The following is a 21792-nucleotide window of genomic DNA, read 5'->3' as shown; positions in this document are numbered from 1 at the left end:
ACAGTGTATGCCCATCTAGCCATGTTTGCGACTGCCTAGCCCTTATTTACAAATATTCAAGCAGTTCGGCGAAGCTGCGGATTCGTATATGCGCACCCTCTAGCTCTCCCGACTCACGAAAGCCTGCATAATCGCAAGCCGCTACGGTTAGGTTATTCTGGAGTCCTGCCTCTACGTCGGATGAGCGATCGCCAACCATCCAGGCTGATTGGATATGATGTGTTTCCAGCAGAATTTTTACTAAATCCACCTTAGATCTCGTTCGATATTGCCCTGCACTGTACAATCCTTCAAATAAATGCGCTACACCTTTAGCTTCAATCACATGCCGCACATAATCTTCGAGTCCATTGCTTGCGACAAATAAACGAATTCCTTTACTATGTAAAACTTCTAAGGTTTCAGCTACTCCTTTATAAAGATCGCCTTGCCCCTGCTGAAGTCCCTCCACTTGGTACTTGATCAGCAGCTTATCTGCTTCCTGACGAGTTGCCATCTGCTCATTTGGCATGACTCGCTCCCAGATATGCTCGAGAAGCATACCTAGCGCCCCTAAGACTCGTTCTTCCGGTGGAGTCTCACCAGTAAAAAGGCCTTTAGCTCGAAGCTCATCGAACGTCTTATGGTAAGCAGGCAGAAGTAAGGTCTCCGTCTGAAATAATGTTCCGTCCAAGTCAAAAAGCATCGCTTCGGGTTGGTTTCTCTGATTACTCATTATCAAGCTCCTTCTTATGCTCAGTATAGAAAATAATTGTTATGATCTTAGATAAGAATGGCAAACATACCCATGTAAGTCAATATTCATATTTAGGAAAAAGCCTGTTGCCGATAAGAAAAAATTCAGTTATGATTGAAATGAGAGTAATTTGTTTTGAAAATGATATTTTTATGCAAAATACCATCATAATTAATCAAAATAGGCATAACATCTTGCAAACATCCCTATTCGATAACTTATCTTTGAAAGTGAGGAAGACGATCATGAATCTTCATATTTTTCAAAATCAACAAGAGCTGAATGAAGCTGGAGCTGGCATTATTACCTCGCTTGTCCAAATGCAGCCTAAAGCGGTATTGGGTCTAGCCACAGGTGGAACACCTGTAGGCGTTTATGAGGAGCTAGTTAAAGCCTACGATAAAGGACGGGTTAGCTTTAAATCCGTCACAACCTTTAATTTGGATGAATATTGCGGTTTGCCGGTAGATCACCCAGAAAGTTATCACGCTTATATGCAGCAGCATTTGTTTGCACATATTGACTTACCTGTTGCTAAAGCCCATATCCCAAACGGAAATGCGGCGGATCTAGAAGCGGAATGCGAGCGTTATAATCAACTTTTAGAAGAAGCTAAACAAATCGATTTGCAAATTCTCGGGTTAGGCCATAACGGGCATATTGGTTTTAATGAACCTGATCATTCCTTAATCAGCGGTACACACCGCGTAGAATTAAAAGAGGAAACTCGCGAAGCGAATGCACGTTACTTTAACTCCATCGATGAAGTTCCGACTCATGCCTTAACCATGGGTGTAGGAACCATCTTGAAAGCCAAAACGATCCTGTTGATCGTTCGTGGAGCCGATAAAGCCGAAATCGTACATCGCGCACTTACAGGTCCGATAACAACGGAAATTCCGGCAACCCTTTTGCAAACTCACCCACACCTTGTCGTTCTTCTTGATGCTGAGGCGGGGAGGCTTTTTGAATGAGTGAACTTGTGATTTCGGGGGCTAAAATCGTAACTGAGCAGGGAATCATCGAGCGAGGCATCCTTCATGTGAAGGATGGCTTTATCGCTTTTGTGGGCGATATGTCACAGTGGGACCCGTCTGCTGCCGGTTCTGCTGCTAGGTCAATCGATGCCCATGGCAGCTGGTTGTTGCCAGGGTTCATCGATGTTCATGTTCATGGTGGATACGGCGCCGATTTCATGGATGCGAATCCAGAGACACTTGACATTATTACTCGGTTTCATGCCTTACACGGCACAACCTCCATGCTGGCTACGACGATGACAGCGACTCGAGATGCAATAGATCGGGTCCTTGGTGAAGTAGACCGCTATAAGAACCAGGAGATGCCATATGCTCAGCTGCTCGGCGTACATCTAGAGGGTCCTTTCATCTCACCCAAATGGGCAGGCGCGCAAGATCCGAACCTCATGGTACCGCCTCAGCTCTCATGGATCGAAGACTGGCACGAGCGCTATCCGCAGCTCATGAAGCAGTTGACCCTAGCCCCCGAACGCGAGGGGGGCCTTGAGATGATCGCGTGGCTGCGCGATCATGGCATCGTTGCCGCCTGCGGCCACACGGACTCGAACTATGCCGACATTCAGGCGGCGGTTCGCGAGGGGCTTACGCATGCGGTGCACACCTACAACGCGATGAAGCCGCTGCATCATCGCGAACCTGGAACCGTCGGTGCGATACTCACCGACGAACGTATCAGCGGCGAAGTGATCGCTGATGGGCACCACGTGCACCCGGCAGCGATTCGCCTGCTGGCTATGGTGAAGCAGCCGCATGGCTTGCTGCTGATCACGGACGCCATGTCAGCCGCGGGACTCGGCGACGGGCAGTACAAGCTAGGCGGGCAAGCCGTGACCGTACAGTCGGGCGTAGCCCGGCTGACGGAAGGCGGCGCGCTCGCCGGCAGTACGCTGACGATGATCGAGGCGCTCCGGTTTATGGTGCGCGAGGTCGGTGTCAGCGTCGAAGACGCGAGCCGCTTCGCGAGCGGCAACCCTGCGAGGCTGCTGCGCCTCGAGGGGTCGCACGGCTCGATTGCGCAGGGCAAGCAGGCTGACTTGCTGCTCGTCAGCCCTGAATTAGAGCTCGAACAAGTATGGGTTCGCGGCAAAGAAATTACAGCATAAGTAGGCTTGACACACATATTCGTTGATATAGCCCCGACTTCGTTCTAATCGCGAAGCCGGGGCTTTTTTCATTTCGCCTCTTTGAAGCTCTTGTAAATTTGCAGGAAAGTACCAACTTTTGTCGAAAACCCCTAAAACCATACTTAAGCTTTCATAAGAAAGGGTCTGACACCTGATATGATTTATTTGATAAAAATCGCTTACACCCTATTATTCCCTCCTGGAATTATCATACTTCTACTCTTGGCTATAGCTTTATGGCTGAAGCAAAAAAAGGAGTACCTCGGTACGCTACTTGTGGGTCTAGCCGCACTTCTTTTAGGCGTATCCTCCATGCCTTATTTCGGCAATGCATTACTAAATTCCATTGAAAGAAGGTACACACCACCAGTTCAAGTGTCCGGCGACGTGCTAGTTCTACTAACTGGAGGCGCAACCTTGGAAAATCCAGACCCTCTTACCAAAGGGGAAGGATATCTGACTGGAAACACGGCCGCGCGTGTATTAACTGTTGCTGAGCTATACCGAAGCACAAAGCTGCCTATCCTTTTGTCTGGCGGTCAAGTGTTTCGTGATACGGGCAATGAATCCCAAATTGCCAAACGGCACCTTCTCGCGCTTGGCGTTCCCGAATCATCCATTGCTATGGACGATAAGAGTCGCAATACCGAGGAAAATGCCGTGAATACACAAGCGATTCTCACAGAAAAAGGCTGGAAATCTCCAATTCTCATCACATCTGCCTTCCACATGGCCCGATCCGTTAAGCAATTCCAAAAACTCAAAATAGATGTAGTCCCATATCCTACCGACTATATTTCCCAGCAGAATCAGCTCCTAAGTATCAGCAAATTCATTCCATCCTCCAGCGGTTTATCCACTACAACCATTGCGCTGAAGGAATTCTTAGGCTTGTTTGCAGCTAGGAATAATTAGACGGATATCCTCTTATTGCCACTCATACAATAACAGCACTGGTATTCCTTTTGTATCATTATTCGATTGAGAGTCATCCAGCTTCGTGAGGGCAAATGGGTTATAGTAGTTACCAATGTTGTATTCTCTACAACAATTCACACGTCCAAAGGCTATTTTGCAACTTGAAGTTGTCGTTTGTACAACATTTTGAGCCCATATGTTGCGATATGACCTGTATAGGACCAAATTGTTGTACATGATGCAACAACGAAGGGAGAGAGGCGAGCTTTAGGCACCAATTGTTGCACTTACTACAACTTGCGCACAACAACAAAAAGCAGGCCTCACGGCCCGCTTTTTTATCCCTAAATTAGCTACCTCGTCCTTGTCCGCTCCTCCTTTTTAAAAAACCTTCTGTGCCTCCCGATCATCCTTCAAGATTTCAACAGCTTCTCTAAATCGCAGGGAATGCACAATCTCCCGCTCGCGGAGGAACTTTAGACTGTCCTGCAGGTCAACGTCATCGGTTACATCAATCAACCATTGATAGGTGGCTCTTGCTTTCTCCTCTGCGGCAATGTCCTCATAGAGGTCCGCGATGGGGTCTCCTTTGGCTTGTATGTAAGCGGCTGTCCAAGGTACACCGGATGCATTCTGATAGAAGAGCGCTTTGTCGTGACTTACATAGTGATCGTCGAGACCAGCGGCCTTCAGTTGATCGATGGTTGCGTCTTTTGTAAGCTTATACACCATCGTTGCAATCATTTCTAAATGGGCAAATTCCTCAGTCCCAATGTCCGTTAGAAGCCCCACCACCTTATCTGGGATCGAATAGCGTTGATTCAAGTATCGCAATGCCGCAGCAAGCTCCCCGTCAGCACCCCCATATTGTTCAAGGAGCAGTTTTGCCATCCGAGGGTCGCATTTACTGACTCTGACTGGATACTGCAGCTTTTTTTCATAAATCCACATGCGCTCTCCTCCTTCTCAGACTTGCCATGGCCATGGAGGTTCACACCACTGCCAAGGTTGTTTGGTATAACTATGACCGAAATGCATGAGGGGGCCGAATTCCATCTCAAACTGCCCAGCAATTTGTTTCCTCTTCTGTGCGAATTGGTTGTATTGTTGAATGGCACCCAGATCATCAGGATGAGTATCTAAATACAGCGTCAGCTCGACTAAGACGAAATCTACGGCTTGTAGATCGTGAAGCTGTCTGTAATACGAGTCTGGTAACATGGGTTCACTCATGTCAATGGGCCTCCTTCTACCGCTTTGGACTCATAAGGCCCGTAAAGCGCTGGCCAGAGCGTTCCTTTTCTCAATGCTTCATAGGGGCTAAACTGTGGCAAGCCGGGTGGTTGAAAGGTAATATATAATTGAGGCGGTGTGTTATACAATTTCACTCGAATGGGTGGACAAGGATCAAACGGACCGATGAATGGAAAATATTTTTTGAATTGTGAATCCGCATGCATATACATATCTCTCCTCCTCTTCTGTCTTGGGAGTAAACAGGCGTAGCAACAAAGGCCTATATGCTCGTTATATGCGGCATGACTTGGCCAAAATCACATGTTTTCCAACATTTCCATATTGTATGAGTTAATCGTTGACGGCCAGGCGATTTGGATTTCTTTGCAATTTGCAGCTTCGGGAGTGGTAGACTATGTAGGCTTCTACATGGGGAATGGACAGTTCTTATCAGCCACTAGGTCAGCTGGCATTTATCCTCAGAGTATGATGAGTTCGTATTGGGACCTAAATATTTAGGAGCCAAGCGCGTATATTGAAAAAAAAGTCCCTGCCGCGTTGCCATCGGGCAACTAAGCAGGGACTTCAATTTATGAATCAGAGGCTTACTAATTTAGAAAATCAATAAGTTCATGAAGCTGACTAACGATCGCGAGCGGTTTCTTATCGGAGGCAGAGGCGCGAGGCGTTTTACCATATTTATTGAGCCAAACTGCCTTCATGCCTATTTGCAGCGGACCAGCTACATCCGCTTCCCATGAGTCACCAACGAATAAGGTGTCCTCTGGCAGCACATTGAAATAATCAAGCGCCAGTTGATAAATACGTGGATCAGGTTTGGCCATACCAACGACATTAGAGATCCATACCTGCTCAGGAGGAAATAATTCCTTCAGGCCTAGACGCACTATTTTACCCTCTTGCATATCATGAGGTCCATTCGTAATAATTCCTAGCTGATAACGCTCCTTGAGCTTTAGCAGCAGCTCCAACACGTGAGGATCAGGCTCTAAGCTTTTTTCATATTGTTGGACGTATTGTAGGTTGAAAGCTTCTGCCTCATCTTCCGACATCGTATACTGGTGGTCTGCTAATGTTTCGATCAGCCTTCGGTTGCGATATGCTTCAACCGTGCAAATGCGCTGTTCATATAGGTAGTATAATTCATCGCTTTTCTTTTGAAATGCGGAGAAGAACGCCTCGTTATCATACTCTTTAGTTACCTCATGCTCCGCAAACATCTTTTTCATCACGACATTCCACGTACTTGAGAAGTCAAACAGCGTATCATCCAAATCAAATAAAATTAACTTCATACCCTACCACCCTGTTCATCTACTGTGGCTCAATCCAGCTTAATATTTAAGTTCAACAGGCCTGCTTTACGCATAGCTTGATAAATAATAACAACCAAAGGCCCCAGAAAGAGACCTGTTATTCCTAATAACTCGAAACCAACGTACAAACTGATCAAAGCAGCGAGCGCATTAATTCCAACAGCATCACTGAGCACTTTTGGCTCTACAATGCGGCGGAATATCGTCAAAGCAAGGAAAAGGATTAACAATCCTACACCCATTCCCGTATGTCCAATCAGAAGTTGATAGACGAGCCAAGGAATAAACACAAGCCCGGTACCAATCACAGGAACGAACTCCATAACCATTACTAATAAGGAAATGGCTAGCGGATATTCAGCGCTTAAGACCAGCAAGCCTATAAACGTGACCAAATAGGTTAACACGGCCATGATGAGCTGCGCTCGAATGAAGCCAAAGATAGCTTCTCGCAGGTAAGTCAGCACGTTTTCCATCTTCCCTTTGGAATGCTCTTCAAACATGGACAGAAAAGACATCCTAAGCTTTGGCAAACTAAACATAAACAAGTATAAAGCAATGACGTACATGAGCATTAAGATAAATAAATTCGGTATTTTTCCAGCCATATTTAAAAAGAAGCCAGAAATGCCGCTTAATACATTGGTTAAAGCCCCTGTTAAGGTTTCTGTACTGCTTTCCAGCCAAGTTTGCACTTGTGCCGCCATGTCTGGTGACAAGGAATCGTAGAACAACTGTGTGCGGTTGACAGCTTGATCCATATACTTATTCACTTCATCCATATAATTTGGCGCTTTGCGGCCAAGATCAATGAGCTCTGTGACGACATTTAACCCAATGAAATAAAATAAGGTCAGCGTCAGCAGCGTAAAGACGGTACAAATGATCGTAGCTGCAATTAATCGGTTCACCCTTGCAGCACGCATGAGAAGTACGGTTAAAGGGTCCAAGAAAATAGCTGTCACGAGCGCGAGTAAAAATGGCAAACCTATGGTGAACAATCCGTACAATAGCAGCAATCCAAGCACCATGATTAAGATCGTCTTAGGCGACATCAGTACTCCTCCGCTTATTCATCTACAGGTTTGACAGAGTTGATTTTCGTTATGTGAATGCGTACGATACGCAGTCGATCAACTTCGGATACTTCAAACACATGGTTGCCGAAAGCCACTCTTTTGCCTTTTACAGGTGCACCTTCAAGCTTCTTAAACAACCAACCACCGATAGAGTCTACATCTTCGTCCTCGATGTCCAAATCCAGCATATCGTTCAAGTCTTCAATCAGGACACGGCCGTCTACGGACGTATACTTTTCTTTCACCTCAACACCTGGCCGCTCATCGATATCGAACTCATCGTGCATCTCGCCAACAATTTCCTCCAGAATGTCCCCTAGTGCTAGAAGTCCTGCAGTACCGCCGTATTCATCAATAACGATAGCAAGTTGAGAATGTTTTTTCTGCATTAATTTCAATACGCGACTGACTTCCATCGACTCTGGAACATTAAGAATTGGACGAATAAAATTTTTAATTTCCTGTTCTTCATCCGGATCTGCTGTCAGTAAATCAGCAATGTGAACGAAACCGACGATGTTATCCTTATTCTGATCAGCCACAGGGTAACGTGTATGCTTCGTCACATGGACCATACGCAAATTATCAATGAAGCTCTGCTCAAGGTATAGACAATCCATATCTGTCCGCGGCAGCATAACCTCACGGGCAATACGTTCTGAGAATTCAAAAATATTATCGAAAAGCACCATTTCATCTTGATCGATATGGCCGCTTTTGACACTCTCATCCATCAGGATACGAATCTCTTCCTCCGTATGGGCGGCCTCATGCTCGCTTGCAGGCTCAACACCAATCCATGATAGAAATTTATTGGCCGTACCATTCAGCACCCAGATAATCGGGCGAAACAGCCTGTAGAAGAAGAGCAGCGGCGCTGAGAGCCATAGTGAGGTTAATTCCGCTTTTTGAATCGCGAACGATTTCGGAGCCAGCTCACCAAGCACAATGTGCAGGAACGTAATAAATCCAAATGAAACAATGAAAGATAATGTCGTCGTATAAACCGAAGTCTCTACTTGAAGCTTATGTAAGAGGGGTTCCATGATCAACTCCGAGATGGCAGGCTCACCAACCCAGCCTAGTCCCAGGGAGGCAAGTGTAATCCCCAATTGTGTTGCTGATAAATAAGTATCTAACTGCGACGTAACTTTGATAGCATACTTTGCTTTGCCGCTGCCTTCATTGACTAACTGTTGAATGCGGGATTGTCGAACCTTCACAAGCGCAAATTCAGCAGCAACGAAGAAACCATTGAGCAGGACTAATATAATAACTACTATCAGGTTAAGAACAATGGAACCGAAATCAAACGAAGTATGTGGCAAGCGTATATCTCCTTCAGTAATATGATTAGATGATAGCTTTGCGGCTTTTGAAATCAACAGAACGGTAATACGAGTCGGCTACCAGCAGGTTAGGACCACAACAAGAAGCGCTGCTGCAGAAGCAATTTACACGCTGATTCAGCGGATTATTCTCCCAACGGGCAAAAATGGTATCTAACTGGTCGTCATGAATGTTACCGAGAGCGGGTTCATTTGCAAAATCCGTGACGAACACCTCTCCTGTAAAAGTGCTCACATTCAAGCGGTTGCGTCCATCCGGATCATTACGAACGGTTACATTCGGCTCCTCGCGAAGCCTTTTAACCAATATTCTATCCTCTTGAAGATCGTTGCAAGCAAAGAATGGCAGTGTGCCAAACAGCATCCACATGTCACGATTCCGGCTGTCTAACAACCGATGAATGCTCGTTCTTAACTCGTCCAGAGATACCATTGGAAGATGAGAGGCAAAGGAACTGGCATACATCGGGTGAACCTCATGGCGCTTGCAGCCCATCTCCTCAATGAGCTTATGAATCTGCGGTAATTTCTCATGTGTGCGTGTATTGATCATCGATTCCGCTGAGACATAAAGTCCGCCTTTGCTAAGCGCGATCGTGTTATCAACCATGCGTTCATACATGCGCGCCGCGGTATCATGACTAACCGGATGCCCGCTATTCACAAAGCCGACTTGATGGAAATCGTCAGCGTTCAAGTAATTGAAAGAAATATGCATGACATCCAGATATGGAGCGAGAAGTTCATACCGGGCTAAGTCAAGCGTTAAATTGGAATTGATTTGTGTACGAATACCACGCTCTCGAGCATATTTAAGGATTGGCAGCATATAGTCTTTGACGATCTTGATGTGATACGAAGGCTCTCCACCGGTCAAGCTGATCGTTTCTAAATGCTCAACCTGATCGAGCTGCTTCAAAATGATCGGCAAGGGAATACGCGGTCCTTCCGACATGGTTAACGAATCCCCAACCGCGCAATGCTCACATCGCATATTGCACAAATTCGTTATGGTAAGCTCTACACTTGTTAGTACGTGTTTCCCGTATTTGCGATAAGACCGAATAGGGTCCCATGGATCGTAATCGGGGGTTAGCTCCGGTAGGATGGAGCTTGTTCCATTCATATTCATGCTGTTTACACCTGACCTATCATTTCCTATTCACAAGCTAATTGTTCCTATCATGCCTATACCTATGCCCTTTATTGTAACTTATGATTCGCAAAAAAGGAAACGGCAGCAAGTTATTGTGAAGCTTCGCTACCGCTTCTCTGCTTTCGATTGCGAACCCATTCGCAGCCATTTAGGTGCCCACCAGTTCGCATCCCCAAGCAGTTTCATGAGTGCCGGAACGAGCATCACTCGAACTATGGTCGCATCTATCAGCACGGCGAGACCTAGACCAAGCCCCAGCGCCTTCATGATTTCGATATCTGTAAAAATAAATGATCCTACAACTACAACTAGAATGAAAGCTGCACTTGTAATTAAACTTCCCGTTTTCTTAAGCCCTTCAGCCGTACTCTTATCATTGTCACCGCTTGCTTCATACTCCTCCATAATGCGAGAAATCAGGAATACTTCATAATCCATGGATATGCCAAATACTACACAAAAAATGATAACTGGCAGCGTTGCACTGACATAACCAATGGACGTTATGTGCAGCAAATCAGCCATGTAGCCATGCTGGAACACTAACACCACAACACCTAGACTCGCGCCAAGACTGAGCATGTTCATTAATACAGCCTTGAGCGGTAGCAAAACGGACCTAAAGGCAAGCAATAGAACGATGTAGGTAATTCCCATCACAAAAGTTAATACTTCAGGAATTTCATTCTGAATGCGATCTATAATATCCAGCCTATAGGCCGGTCCACCCGTGACTACAATATCAAGTCCGTCCTTACTTAAGCTGCGGAGTTCTCGGACAAGGCCATCCGTCGAAGGATCATCGGTATCTTTCTCAGGCACTACAACCATCAGAGCCGTGTGTCCTTTTGCCAATTTATTGCCTTCTATTTGTGCTTTGACATTTGAATTCCTTAGCATGACTGCTAACTCGGCATCTGAATGTTGACCCAGTGAACTGATGAAACTCTGTACTTCTTTTACACCTGATACCCCTTTAACCTGTTCACCATAAGCCCGAATTTTACGAATCGAAGCCTCTTCCCACACTTCTCCCTCTGTATGAATAACAATTTGGATGGGCCCCATCATACGCGGATCATAGGCCGCTTTCAATAATTCCGAGCCATATCGGGATTCGTAGCTGGGAGGCAGCACCTCAGCATTCGGTACGTTTAACTTTATTTGCCCCATCGGAGTCATCGTGTAGATCAGGGCACCCCCGACGATGACAACCAGCAGAACGGGTCGTTTCATTACAGCATAAGCGATCCGTTCCCAAAAGCGGGACGTTTCTTGCTTGCGAAAGCGTTTAGGAACGACCTGCAAAGAGTTGATCCTTTCACCAAGTATACCGAGGAGTGACAGCAGCATCGTATTCGCAACGATAACGGATATCGACACGACAATTACACCGCCCAAACACAAGGAGCGGAAAAAGGTGAGATCTACGAATAACATGCCAAGCAGCCCAATCAGCACCGCTATACCGGAAAAAAAGATCGATTTCCCAGCCGTCTGACAAGTCATGGCCACAGCTTCAGCCACATTCTTCTGTACCTTGAGTTCCTCCCGAAAGCGACTAACTAGAAACAAAGCGTAATCAATTCCTACGGCGAGACCGAGCATCGTCACCATATTCGGAAGGAAGTTCGATAAGGATTGGTTCTGGGCGATAAAATAGGTAATCCCTAACGTAAGTGTTACGCTCATAAGCCCAACGATCATCGGTAATAGCGCCGCGACTAGGGTGCCAAACACGATTAATAATACAATCAGCGCAATCGGCAAACCAATGGCTTCTGATTTGGCAATATCATGTTTACTCGCTTCCTGCATATCATGCAAAATAGCAGGTCCACCAGTCACATATACGTTCATGCCAGTTGGCGGGTGCACGCGTTCTTTAAGCTCCGGATATTTCTCCAAAGCAGGGTCGGTATCTAGATTTAGTGATACGGTTACGGCTAGTACATCCAAATGACCTTCGTTACGAGGTGTCGCGACGAATTTCGCACTTTCCACATACGGCAGCTTCGTAAGTTCGCTTAGCGAATCCAAAATGGCTTGTTGATGGACTTTGTCCGTCATATCAAGCCCTGCCCCCGTATAAACCAGGTTCAACATCGTAAGTGGGACACCCAGTTCATCCCGCATTTGAATGAGGCCACGATCAGACTCACTACCTTTAGGCGTAAAGCCGTTGTCTTTGAGCATACCCGGTGTTTGCTGAGCAAAAAAAGCAAAGCTGAGAAGCAGGAGTACGCCAATTACCAGCACGAGCCATCGAAAACGATGCATCGCATATCCCCATCTCCAGAACTTTCCTTTCACAGCTGATTCTCTCACACGCATCCCCCTAATTTGCAAAAAGAACCTGGATTCCCAGGTTCTTCGTGCTTGTTATCTATATTTTATCTTAAAATATGGTCGGCATACTTTCATCCGTATCAAACTCGCCTACTTTAATTTCCCCAATTTCTGAAATTAATGTAGAAAGCTTCGATGACAGGTCAATTTCGTACGGTTCCTTTAGCTCTTGACCGGATTCATCCTGCAGCACGCGAACGATCGGCCTATGAGGCACGGTCACGTTTAACTTAGATACGATGCCAAACTCTCCGGTATTCAATCGAACGGTTATGCCTAATGGGTAAATCGCGATTTTATCACGGAATAAGGCAATCTGACTTTGATCATACATCGTGCCAGAGCCCCCGAACAGTTGCTCCATAGCTTCATGCGGCAGTAAAGGTCTTCTATATACTCTTGTTGTCGTCATAGCATCATAAGAATCGACTAACCCAACCCATTTGGCAAATTCGTTGATGTCTGTACCTTGAATCCCACGCGGATAACCGCTTCCGTTAATTCGCTCATGGTGCTGAAGAGCACAATGCGCTGACAAAAGAGGAATGTTTGGTTCGTCTTTCAAAATGTTAAACCCGTATGTCGTATGATTCTTCATCTCAGTAAACTCTTGTTCGGTCAATTGCGAAGGCTTGCGAAGAATACCAAGTGGTACTTTCGTCTTACCAATATCGTGAAGCAAAGCGCCTAATCCAAGTGTTTCTAGGTTCTCACGACTGTACCCAAAGCTAATTCCCAGCATAATGGCATAAATACTTACATTCACAGAATGCTGAAATAAGTAATTATCTTTTACATTCATATTATTGAGCATAACCATTGCCCCTTGATGAGCGCTTAGATCGTCAATAATCATTTTCATCACATCGCGGAAGTTACGTCCGATATCATAATAATTAACGGCTCCGCGTTTGTTCGAATCTTCCATTACTTTCTTAAAGGTGTTTCGGATTTCGAGAACAGCCTTCGTCCTCGTTTCATCTTGAATAATATCCTCTTGAATGATGTCATTGGTCCGAGAATCTTGAATATATATGTAGTCGATCCCGTATGTAAAAAGTCGATCAATGAGTCTCTGAGAAAGCTCAACATTAACGGCCAGCAGGACCATACCATCGTCGTTGTAAATATTCTTGGCCAACCTCATTCCAGGATGACACATGTTGATCGGCATTAACAGCATTTCAGGACCCCCGAATAGGTGAGCGTTACTTTCTATCTAAATGTAATAGATTTCACAAAAAAGTTCAATAAAAAAAACCGCATCATTCGACGCGGTTCGATAAACGAAACAGTTATGGTTACTTTAAGTACATATAAAGTGCGAAAATGATGGCTACTGCAAATCGATAGTAGGCAAAATACGTTAATTTCATATTTTGAACAAGCTTTATGAAAGTAACAACCGCTAACAATGCAACGATGAATGCAACGACAAAACCGACTATAAAGAAACCTAAGTCATTCGAAGAGAGTGCTTCGTAGTTTTTAAGAAAGTAGACACCTGAAGCTCCAAACATAATTGGAATCGCCATAATGAACGTGAAGTCGGCAGAAGCAGCTCGGCTTACGCCGGACAGCATGCCACCCGCAATTGTCGATCCAGACCGGGAGAATCCTGGCCAAATGGATACCAATTGCCACAAACCGATGAAGAACGCTTGACGATAAGTCAAATCATCCAAAACGACAGCACTCGGCTGTTCCTTCTTCTTCTCTGCGATGATCAATAGGATACCGCCAAGAACAAGTCCAATTAACACGGTTGTTGAGTTAAAAAGCTTCTCGTCGACGAAATCATTAAACAAGACTCCGATGATACCAGCTGGTATGATCCCGATAAGAATGTGCAGCAAGTTCAGTTTCTTTCCTGACTTACTCTCGCTTTTTCTTTTCACTAACCCGAATAAAGATAAAATCCGTTTCCAATAAATGAGGACGACGGCCATAATGGCGCCAAGCTGGATAACAAAATCAAAGGTTTTCATGACTTCATCATTTTGGGTGTTTAATAAGCTTTGTGCTAGAATCATATGCCCCGTAGAAGAAACCGGTAAAAACTCGGTCAACCCCTCTACGATCCCGATAATGATCGCTTCAAAAATAGTATGCATGTTTTCCCCCTATGAATTGAGAGTTTATAGTTGTACTCCTGTCCAATTATCTATTCTACCTGTAACTTGGTAGATCTGACAACTCCTTCGACAAAGGTCGTGGTTGTTCGACTTATTCATTATTAGCAGGAGGCCTTCTATCCGTAAATCTTAGGAAATGACTGCTTAGGATCGCGTCTTCATCCCGAAGCTCAGAAGCAAGTACATCACGGATAAATTCAGGCAGCATATACGTCACCTGCTTACCTCGGCTGAGCGATAAATAACCTGAGCCGAAAGTAAACATATCGATCGTGCCAACAACATAATCACGGTTAGGGTCTAAAGGCTCATCGCCAACGTTCACAGCGATGATACGTTCGTAAGGTGCACGGGTGCTGTCGGTCGTGACGGTCAATCCGTCGACACACAGTACGCCCAGCACCTCGCCACGGAAGCCGAAGCCGCGAATCGGCTTCTCCATGAACTCGTCAAGCAGCGACTCTTCGAGCGCTTGCAGCAGGTCCGCCCCGCTGAGCAGCAGCCGGCAGGGGTTGATCGGACCCGGGCAGATTTCCAGCAATCTGCCGCGTGTCAGGCGCCCCTCCTTCAGTCCCTGAAGGAGCTGGCCGCTATTGACCAGCCCGATCTCGGCGCTGGTCCAGCGGCGAATCCCTGCGGCAAGCAAGTTGCCGAGCGGGGATTCGCCGTACCAATCCAGGCGCAGCGGTTCCCGCAGCTGCGCCACCTCCGCATCCAGCGCCGCCGCGCTGGCGATGCGGTAGTGCTCCAGCAGCGTGGTAACGCTGCTGTCTTCTTCACTTGCGTCCGTCATAGGGACGACGCGGCCGTTCAATTCTACGATCCGGCGCTGCGCCGGGTCGTAGGCAAGTTCAATATGGCCGGCATACTGACCGAACTTGCCGGCCGCACAAATATAGGTGCCGCTGAGCAGGAGCGGCTCCTCAAGCACGTGATGCGTATGGCCGCCGAGGATCACATCGATGCCTTCCAGCTCCTCAGCCATTCGTTGATCCGATCGCAATCCCAAGTGGGACATGACAACAATGATATCCACACTTGGGCGAAGAAGCCTAGTATGGGCCTTTACAGATTCGATTGGGTCCGTTACATGCCATCCAAGCAGTTCATAGTACGCTTGGTAAGCCGCGGTTACCCCAATGATTCCAATGGTGAGACCCGATTTCTCAATCGTAAGTGTAGAAAGCATCCAATCGGGCGTTTTATTCGTCGCCACTTCTACAATATTGCTGCCTATAATTGGAAATTTGGCATGTTCCTTCACTACCGTTCTTAACAATTCCGGCGTGAACGTTAGCCCTTCATTATTCCCCATGACCATCGCTTCGTAGCCGGTCGCGTTCATAATTTCCAAATTGGCAGAAGCATTCGTGCCTTCCGTTTCAGGGCGCATCCGGTCCATATGATCGCCAATATCAAGTGTCAACACCTGATCAGCCGGCCACAGTCGACGTACGCGATCAAAATAAGCGCTAATTTTGGGCATCTGTTCAAAATGACTATGAATGTCATTCGTATGTAAAATAACAAGTCTTTGCAAGGGCTCAGACACACCGTTCACCTCTTTTCTTTGTAAACCAGATCCGAAGCATGTCTAATCTTATGCAGCAGAATCTCCTCTCATTTCTTGAATTTTAGCTCATCAAGCGCCACTCTGTTTTTGAAGCCGAAGGTCGCTTCTTCCCCGAGCGCCTGATCATGAAGAAACCACACTTTAATAACACTTTTGACATTGAGACATTCACTGCTGCCATCCGGCACATAAAGACGAATCGGATAACCTTTCTTGAGCGCCTGTCCATCTTGAGCATATAGAAATAAAGCGGAATCTAATTGTGACCAAGGCATTAGAGCTTCAAATTCGTCTACTGCCTCCACCTTTAGATGCGTAGGTTCTTCAGCATGCGTCCCATTATGGCTGATCTTCCAGCTCCGATACCATGATTTCAAATCAAAAGCGTCCCCCTGCACATTCGGTACACGCTCCTGAAGCGCTAACTTTTGCTCCGCAAGTTCAACCATCTCGGATATCGTGAATGCTTCATTTTTTATATGTAGGTCTGACACTTGTATGCGTAAATCTTCTTGCATGAATACATTTCCCCTTTCATCCCTAAGCGCCATTTGTCATCCAAATGCTCTACCCATTATACCATTTTCAGGTCAAAATATGATATGCTGTAAAGGATTCCAACACTAAGTCATTAGGAGCAGAGCCGTGAACATACACATCCAACTCTTTGCAGGTTTGGTAGACCTATTCGGGACTTCCGTCCTAATTATAGATATCGAACAAGAATCCATTTCTATTGAGCAGCTCAAACAGCAGATCTCAGCAGCTTATCCGGCGGCTTCCACTCAACTTGCAGCCTGTTTTTTTGCTAAAAATCAAGCCTATGCCGGAGATCAGGAAATTGTCACAGCCGCAGATGAAATTGCACTGATTCCCCCTGTGTCAGGCGGTCAACCTTCTAAATATGAAATCACCCATGATACGATTGATCCATCCGAGGTAGCTTCTAAAGTCAACCACCCCAATCACGGCGCTTCGCTTGCCTTCATAGGGACAACAAGAGAGATGACCTATGGGCAGCGGACCGTCCTTTTGGAATACGAAGCTTACATACCGATGGCACTCAAGACCATGGAAACCATAGGTGAAGAGATAGAAAATCAGTGGCCAGGCACACTTTGTGCAATTACACACCGTTTGGGCAAGGTCGCTATTGCCGAAGCTAGCGTCGTAATTGCCGTTTCATCCCCGCATCGTGTCCATTGCTATGAAGCGAGTCGGTATGCGATTGAACGCCTGAAACAAATCGTACCCATTTGGAAAAAAGAAATTTGGGAAGATGGTTCGGAGTGGAAAGGCAGCCAAACAGGTCCCTGGAACCCGCTCCAAACGCCACGATTCGAATAAACCAGACTGGAGATGACCACATTTGGACACACATTTACATATAGATCAAAATGATGACGTTGACATGCGCTATTCCAGACAAGTCCTGTTTTCCCCCATTGGCCAAGAAGGACAGCGCAAACTTGGAGGAAGTCGAGTAGCTATCGTAGGCATGGGTGCTCTAGGCACCGTTCTTGCCAACCATATGGTTCGCGCAGGGGTCGGTTATGTACGACTGATTGATCGAGACTTTGTCGATACTAGCAACTTACAACGGCAAATGCTATACGACGAAGAGGATGCAGCTTCCACCACACCCAAAGCGATTGCAGCAGCTAAACGGTTACAACTCGTAAATTCACAGGTAACGATTGAGCCTCATGTAACCGATCTGAATTCCTTGAATGCTGAACAGCTGTTAAGTGATGTAGATTTAATTCTAGATGGAACCGATAACTTCTCGGTTCGCTTCCTGATTAACGATGTGAGTATCAAACTAGGGATTCCTTGGATTTATGGCGGTGCGGTCGCCTCTAGAGGAGTCTCTTTGACGATCATTCCAGGACAAACACCATGCCTTCGCTGCCTTTTCACACAAGCCCCCGCCGCAGGTACGACTGAAACCTGCGATACTGCTGGCGTTATTGGCGGAATCATTCATGTTGTAGCTTCCTTTCAAGCAACGGAAGCTCTTAAATTACTTGTTGGCGCGAACGAACAGCTTAATCTTAGAATGCAGCAATGGGACTTATGGTTCAATCAGAATTCAGCAATTAGTGTAGCAGGAGCGCTTAAATCAGACTGTCCCGCCTGCGCAATGAAGCAGTACGATTACTTAGAAGTCGGTGTAGAAAGTGACACGATTCAATCCTTATGCGGCCGTAATTCCGTCCAGATTCATCCGATAATTCCATCCGATAAACCGCTTGAATATTGGGAAGAACGATTAAAACCACTTGGTCCGGTTGAGAGAAATCGCTTCCTTCTAAAGTTCCAAGCAGCCCCCGATTTGCACATGATCATCTTTCCAGATGGCCGTGTTCTCATCCAAGGAACCGAAGATTTAATTCAGGCTAAAAGTCTTTACAGCCGATATATTGGGATGTAGTATAACTATATACCTACGGATTATAGGACTAGGAGAGGAGCTTCTATGCGTATACATGTGCTTCAACTTATTGTTGGTGATAAACTTAGTTCTGATTCCTACAATATGGTAGGACTTCATCTTCTTTCATCAGGTACTGTCGTTGATAGCGGAGATATTTTGATGCTCAATCGCCACAATGTAGAATATGTAGATATACACCCTAGAGGGAATGAAGCCGTAAATGTGCTTGAAGAGCCTACAGTCCGACAAGCAAATAGCACGCAATTACACACTTTTAACGATGCAATCACCGGTATAAAAGATTTATTTGCTGCCGTCGAAAACGGGGAATCTATTCATAATGAACTTATAGAATCCGCTTTCAATCCGATGATAGAAAGCTTTCAGGAGGAGAAAGACGTTGTTTCACTGCTGATTTCTTTGAACAGCAATGATGATTATACATATCAACACAGTGTACAAGTAGGTATGTTATCCTACTATATTGCCAAGTGGATGAATAAAAGTGAGAAAGAAGCCCTTCATATTGGAAAAGCAGGCTATCTCCACGATATTGGCAAAAGCAAGATCCATTCGGACATTCTACATAAACCCGCAAAGCTAACCAATGATGAGTACAATGAAATTCAGAAGCATACGATATATGGCTATGAAATCATCAAAAAATCCTTAAATGACAATACCCTTGCTCTCGTTGCTCTAGAGCACCATGAACGTATGGATGGTACAGGCTATCCTTTACGCAAAAAGAGTACGGAAATCCATTCGTACTCGCTTATTATTTCGGTTGCAGACGTTTATAGTGCTATGATCTGCAACCGGGTTTACCAGCAAAAACGTGATCTACTGATCGTTCTTAAGGAACTGCACCGCATGAGTTTTGGCCAGCTTGATCCGAAAATAACGCAAGTCTTTATCCGCAACATGATTCCTAATTTTATTGGTAAGAAAGTATCCCTCAGTGACGGACGCGTCGGTACAATTGTTATGACAAATCCAACTGATTTCTTCCGACCGCTCATTAACATTAATAATCAATTCTTGGATCTATCACAGCTTGGCGATGTGGAAATAACGAAAATCGCGATCTAATTAAATGATAAGACTGCTGACTGCAATTGCGATTCCAATATAGACGGCAGCTAGCAGCGTGCCAACCGCTACATTTCCTTGCTTTAGTTGATCAGATAGCTTCACACCAGGTGTAAGCCAATCAAAGATCCAATACGTAGCAACCAAACATACATACCCTACCGCGAACCATAAGCTCATATGCCAAATCGATGAATTTGTATAAGCTGAGATACCTAATACTATCGCCGTAGCTACAAATTTACCACCCATGGTGATGCCGACGGCTACATTGCCATTGTTTATTTCCTCCATATCGCGGTAGGGCGTCATTAAACTAAACACATACATACCTGCGAATTGCAGCAGGACAATCACAAATAAACTAATTACAATATCCAAAACAATCATTCTGCCCACCCCCGAAATTTCGCCATGGATTGATCAAAATTGCTGTAATCGTGTACTTCCTCTAGAATAACCTGTACTTCCTTCTTGTTTTTAAAGCTTACATAGCGCTCCTCTGGAATGGGCTGCTTCACTTTCTGTCCCGTTGGTAGATCAGCTACCGCGAAATAGCGGAATTTGCCATCCAACTCCGTTTTGTAAACCCCTACTAATTTTACATCCGTCTTTATTTCTATTTTTAACTCCCCTGCATCTTTTTCAGCTTCTTCTTTCGTTTTGAACGTCTTAATAGGCTTCCATTGCGAAAGTGTTACATCGTTCTTCCCTTGATCATTTGTTTTCATTGTTGCCTGCATATAGCTCAGCACCCATACTTGATCCCCTGTAGCAAAATTCTGATCATTCGAAATCCGTTCATTATTCGGCAGCAGGACCATATCCCCATCCAATAAATCCCCTACTTTCGCCTGCTGTACTTGATAATCCCACGGCACTTCACCACTCCTATCACTTGTGCTTGCCGGACTTCCCACCGTCGCCTTACTCAGAACAGCTGGCTTCTTATGAAAAGCACTGCTAATGCCCCAAATGATTAGGATACATACAATGAGGCCCGCGGCCATTAGCCAAAATCGTCCTTGTTTCAAGGTGTTTTCACTCCTATCGCTACAAATTGACTCGCATTTCCTGTAATTTTCCCGCCTGCTCTCCCTAATAGCCCGCACGGTGTTCCATTAAGGACAAAGAGACCTGTTAATAAATGTTTAATTCCATGAGCAAAAGATAGCTCAGGCAAATCAGCTCGCTGCTGATAAACACGCTTGAAAAATACACTCGTGTCAAAGCCAACTTCATCTTTGACCTCTAATTCACCCTGCGCGTTATACAACTCAACCGAGCCGCCTTCTCTACCGAACATGGATTTAGACACGTAATCACCTGTAAGATCAGGCGTCATATAAGTAGGCAGCATATAGGTCCTTATTGCCTCATGCTCATCTGAGGTGAACAATTCTGCGCCTTCCTCATGCAAGCCCCATATGATGGCTTGCAAGCCTTTTGACTGCAAGATAACCGCATGTAATGGATTGAAAAGTTGTATGAATTGTTCTTCAATTGCATAAGAGAAGGCCTCTCCTCCATCATCAATGCCCATCCATTCCTTCGGATATAGTGCAAACATTTTGCTGATGATTTGGTTCTCTCCGACCTTAACGACGCCTTCGTCAATCCATAAATCCAAACAATCGACACAGGTTACCCTTCTTCCGCTATGCGCTACAAGAGCATCAATGGTTCCTGTATCTTCAACATGCTTTCCATATGCGATGCAGGCAGCAAAGTCAGGCGCTTCGATCTCCCACGCTGAGCGTATGAATTCTTTCATAGCACGGTTCGGTGATTCTATTCCCATTTGATCACATAACCAAGGTGTAGCGATCGCTGCTTCTACATAGCCTGTTGGTGTATCTGCATTCAGCTCTAAAAGCTTAATTTCTCCTTGCTGATTCACGGTAAAGTCAAATCTGGCATATCGACTAATGAAGCCCGCGGCACCCGGTTCGAGCCGATCTAACCCATCCCACAGCACTTCAGGAATAGACAAGAGCTCATATAACTCCCTTTTCCCTTTCACATAACGAACGGTCTTATCAAACACGAGCCACAAAGCGCCAGCCGCATGGATAAGTTCTTCATATGCATGTCGCTCCATGACCACAAGTTGGTCAATCCAGTACGCTTCCTCTTCCATATCTGCCCATGTAAATCCCAAGTCCGCCAACTGCTGCACCCTATGATCTCTGTCGGCAAATGGCGTCCCTATAACTTCAAATATCACAGAA

General features: G+C 45.6%; 22 protein-coding genes. 6 read left to right on the top strand and 16 right to left on the bottom strand.

The genetic code is table 11. The annotated features are described in order from the left end of the window. Positions 1-46 precede the first annotated feature (46 nt). Positions 47-715: an HAD family hydrolase gene (locus tag ASG85_RS06395; protein ID WP_057307262.1), complete on the bottom strand. Its 669-nt coding sequence runs from the start codon at positions 713-715 to the stop codon at positions 47-49. A 266-nt stretch (positions 716-981) separates the two neighbouring features. On the opposite strand from ASG85_RS06395, the gene nagB reads away from it, so the two are divergent. The 3 genes from nagB to ASG85_RS06380 all read left to right on the top strand — a co-directional run bounded on the left by nagB (position 982) and on the right by ASG85_RS06380 (position 3815). Next, complete coding sequence (nagB, locus tag ASG85_RS06390) at positions 982-1710, top strand: glucosamine-6-phosphate deaminase (protein ID WP_060645706.1); 729 nt, start codon at positions 982-984, stop codon at positions 1708-1710. Next, entirely contained in the window at positions 1707-2879 is a 1173-nt protein-coding gene (nagA, locus tag ASG85_RS06385; protein WP_060645669.1) for an N-acetylglucosamine-6-phosphate deacetylase, read from the top strand. The genes nagB and nagA overlap by 4 nt, the downstream gene beginning before the upstream one ends. 177 nt (positions 2880-3056) lie before the next feature. Beyond that, complete coding sequence (locus ASG85_RS06380) at positions 3057-3815, top strand: YdcF family protein (RefSeq protein WP_057307259.1); 759 nt, start codon at positions 3057-3059, stop codon at positions 3813-3815. Between the two features lie 384 nt (positions 3816-4199). Here ASG85_RS06380 and ASG85_RS06375 read toward each other — a convergent pair whose 3' ends face one another. The 12 genes from ASG85_RS06375 to ASG85_RS06320 form a co-directional block, all read right to left on the bottom strand. Then, positions 4200-4769, bottom strand: coding sequence for a manganese catalase family protein (locus ASG85_RS06375; RefSeq protein ID WP_060645668.1), 570 nt, complete (start codon positions 4767-4769; stop codon positions 4200-4202). Between the two features lie 15 nt (positions 4770-4784). Next, positions 4785-5051: a spore coat protein CotJB gene (locus ASG85_RS06370; RefSeq protein WP_047676707.1), complete on the bottom strand. Its 267-nt coding sequence runs from the start codon at positions 5049-5051 to the stop codon at positions 4785-4787. Beyond that, positions 5048-5284, bottom strand: a complete 237-nt coding sequence (locus ASG85_RS06365) for a spore coat associated protein CotJA (RefSeq protein ID WP_414858679.1) — start codon at positions 5282-5284, stop codon at positions 5048-5050. Before ASG85_RS06365 ends, ASG85_RS06370 begins: the two co-directional genes overlap by 4 nt. Before the next feature lie 378 nt (positions 5285-5662). Further along, positions 5663-6370: an HAD family hydrolase gene (locus tag ASG85_RS06360; RefSeq protein WP_060645667.1), complete on the bottom strand. Its 708-nt coding sequence runs from the start codon at positions 6368-6370 to the stop codon at positions 5663-5665. A gap of 29 nt (positions 6371-6399) precedes the next feature. Then, positions 6400-7446 carry a sporulation integral membrane protein YtvI gene (gene ytvI, locus ASG85_RS06355; RefSeq protein WP_057307238.1) on the bottom strand — a complete coding sequence of 349 codons (1047 nt, stop codon included), beginning with the start codon at positions 7444-7446 and terminating at the stop codon, positions 6400-6402. Positions 7447-7460: 14 nt separating this feature from the next. Beyond that, entirely contained in the window at positions 7461-8798 is a 1338-nt protein-coding gene (locus ASG85_RS06350; RefSeq protein WP_082562597.1) for a hemolysin family protein, read from the bottom strand. A gap of 25 nt (positions 8799-8823) precedes the next feature. Next, a complete protein-coding gene (yfkAB, locus tag ASG85_RS06345) occupies positions 8824-9951 on the bottom strand; it encodes a radical SAM/CxCxxxxC motif protein YfkAB (protein ID WP_057307237.1) in 1128 nt (375 codons plus the stop codon). A gap of 129 nt (positions 9952-10080) precedes the next feature. Then, positions 10081-12309, bottom strand: coding sequence for an MMPL family transporter (locus ASG85_RS06340; RefSeq protein WP_156390257.1), 2229 nt, complete (start codon positions 12307-12309; stop codon positions 10081-10083). A 64-nt stretch (positions 12310-12373) separates the two neighbouring features. Continuing rightward, complete coding sequence (locus ASG85_RS06335) at positions 12374-13507, bottom strand: HD-GYP domain-containing protein (RefSeq protein ID WP_057307236.1); 1134 nt, start codon at positions 13505-13507, stop codon at positions 12374-12376. 118 nt (positions 13508-13625) lie between these two features. Beyond that, the gene (locus ASG85_RS06330) at positions 13626-14438 is read right to left on the bottom strand and encodes an undecaprenyl-diphosphate phosphatase (protein ID WP_057307235.1); all 813 of its coding nucleotides are present in this window, start codon (positions 14436-14438) and stop codon (positions 13626-13628) included. A 112-nt stretch (positions 14439-14550) separates the two neighbouring features. Beyond that, entirely contained in the window at positions 14551-16011 is a 1461-nt protein-coding gene (locus ASG85_RS06325; RefSeq protein WP_057307234.1) for a bifunctional metallophosphatase/5'-nucleotidase, read from the bottom strand. Positions 16012-16079: 68 nt separating this feature from the next. Next, positions 16080-16550 (bottom strand): hypothetical protein, encoded by a 471-nt coding sequence (locus ASG85_RS06320; protein WP_057307233.1) that lies wholly within the window; start codon positions 16548-16550, stop codon positions 16080-16082. Positions 16551-16677: 127 nt separating this feature from the next. Here ASG85_RS06320 and ASG85_RS38990 point away from each other — a divergent pair, with 127 nt between their 5' ends. From ASG85_RS38990 to ASG85_RS06305, 3 genes are all read left to right on the top strand, one after another. After that, complete coding sequence (locus ASG85_RS38990; protein ID WP_057307232.1) at positions 16678-17379, top strand: molybdenum cofactor biosynthesis protein; 702 nt, start codon at positions 16678-16680, stop codon at positions 17377-17379. Between the two features lie 64 nt (positions 17380-17443). Then, entirely contained in the window at positions 17444-18466 is a 1023-nt protein-coding gene (locus tag ASG85_RS06310) for a ThiF family adenylyltransferase (RefSeq protein ID WP_060645705.1), read from the top strand. Positions 18467-18511: 45 nt separating this feature from the next. Continuing rightward, positions 18512-19561 carry an HD-GYP domain-containing protein gene (locus ASG85_RS06305; RefSeq protein ID WP_057307231.1) on the top strand — a complete coding sequence of 350 codons (1050 nt, stop codon included), beginning with the start codon at positions 18512-18514 and terminating at the stop codon, positions 19559-19561. Here the strand turns inward: ASG85_RS06305 and ASG85_RS06300 are convergent, their stop codons facing one another. Genes ASG85_RS06300 through ASG85_RS06290 form a run of 3 tightly spaced genes read right to left on the bottom strand, consistent with a single transcriptional unit; the run spans position 19562 to position 21788 of the window. After that, positions 19562-19951 carry a DUF350 domain-containing protein gene (locus ASG85_RS06300; RefSeq protein WP_057307230.1) on the bottom strand — a complete coding sequence of 130 codons (390 nt, stop codon included), beginning with the start codon at positions 19949-19951 and terminating at the stop codon, positions 19562-19564. It lies immediately after the preceding gene. After that, positions 19948-20595: a hypothetical protein gene (locus ASG85_RS06295; RefSeq protein WP_057307229.1), complete on the bottom strand. Its 648-nt coding sequence runs from the start codon at positions 20593-20595 to the stop codon at positions 19948-19950. The genes ASG85_RS06300 and ASG85_RS06295 overlap by 4 nt, the downstream gene beginning before the upstream one ends. Further along, entirely contained in the window at positions 20592-21788 is a 1197-nt protein-coding gene (locus ASG85_RS06290) for a glutathionylspermidine synthase family protein (protein WP_082562596.1), read from the bottom strand. Before ASG85_RS06290 ends, ASG85_RS06295 begins: the two co-directional genes overlap by 4 nt. Positions 21789-21792 lie beyond the last annotated feature (4 nt).

The organism is Paenibacillus sp. Soil724D2 (assembly GCF_001427935.1).
Lineage (GTDB): Bacteria > Bacillota > Bacilli > Paenibacillales > NBRC-103111 > Paenibacillus_E.
Note: the sequence above shows the minus strand (reverse complement) of the source record. Positions and strands in the feature narration are given on the sequence as shown.

What these genes read in the sequence shown, in the direction of transcription:
- ASG85_RS06395 (WP_057307262.1), bottom strand. Translation starts at nt 715, where the DNA reads ATGAGTAATCAGAGAAACCAACCCGAAGCGATGCTTTTTGACTTGGAC.
- nagB (WP_060645706.1), top strand. Translation starts at nt 982, where the DNA reads ATGAATCTTCATATTTTTCAAAATCAACAAGAGCTGAATGAAGCTGGA.
- nagA (WP_060645669.1), top strand. Translation starts at nt 1,707, where the DNA reads ATGAGTGAACTTGTGATTTCGGGGGCTAAAATCGTAACTGAGCAGGGA.
- ASG85_RS06380 (WP_057307259.1), top strand. Translation starts at nt 3,057, where the DNA reads ATGATTTATTTGATAAAAATCGCTTACACCCTATTATTCCCTCCTGGA.
- ASG85_RS06375 (WP_060645668.1), bottom strand. Translation starts at nt 4,769, where the DNA reads ATGTGGATTTATGAAAAAAAGCTGCAGTATCCAGTCAGAGTCAGTAAA.
- ASG85_RS06370 (WP_047676707.1), bottom strand. Translation starts at nt 5,051, where the DNA reads ATGAGTGAACCCATGTTACCAGACTCGTATTACAGACAGCTTCACGAT.
- ASG85_RS06365 (WP_414858679.1), bottom strand. Translation starts at nt 5,284, where the DNA reads ATGTATATGCATGCGGATTCACAATTCAAAAAATATTTTCCATTCATC.
- ASG85_RS06360 (WP_060645667.1), bottom strand. Translation starts at nt 6,370, where the DNA reads ATGAAGTTAATTTTATTTGATTTGGATGATACGCTGTTTGACTTCTCA.
- ytvI (WP_057307238.1), bottom strand. Translation starts at nt 7,446, where the DNA reads ATGTCGCCTAAGACGATCTTAATCATGGTGCTTGGATTGCTGCTATTG.
- yfkAB (WP_057307237.1), bottom strand. Translation starts at nt 9,951, where the DNA reads ATGAATATGAATGGAACAAGCTCCATCCTACCGGAGCTAACCCCCGAT.
- ASG85_RS06340 (WP_156390257.1), bottom strand. Translation starts at nt 12,309, where the DNA reads ATGCGTGTGAGAGAATCAGCTGTGAAAGGAAAGTTCTGGAGATGGGGA.
- ASG85_RS06335 (WP_057307236.1), bottom strand. Translation starts at nt 13,507, where the DNA reads ATGCTGTTAATGCCGATCAACATGTGTCATCCTGGAATGAGGTTGGCC.
- ASG85_RS06330 (WP_057307235.1), bottom strand. Translation starts at nt 14,438, where the DNA reads ATGCATACTATTTTTGAAGCGATCATTATCGGGATCGTAGAGGGGTTG.
- ASG85_RS06320 (WP_057307233.1), bottom strand. Translation starts at nt 16,550, where the DNA reads ATGCAAGAAGATTTACGCATACAAGTGTCAGACCTACATATAAAAAAT.
- ASG85_RS06310 (WP_060645705.1), top strand. Translation starts at nt 17,444, where the DNA reads ATGCGCTATTCCAGACAAGTCCTGTTTTCCCCCATTGGCCAAGAAGGA.
- ASG85_RS06305 (WP_057307231.1), top strand. Translation starts at nt 18,512, where the DNA reads ATGCGTATACATGTGCTTCAACTTATTGTTGGTGATAAACTTAGTTCT.
- ASG85_RS06300 (WP_057307230.1), bottom strand. Translation starts at nt 19,951, where the DNA reads ATGATTGTTTTGGATATTGTAATTAGTTTATTTGTGATTGTCCTGCTG.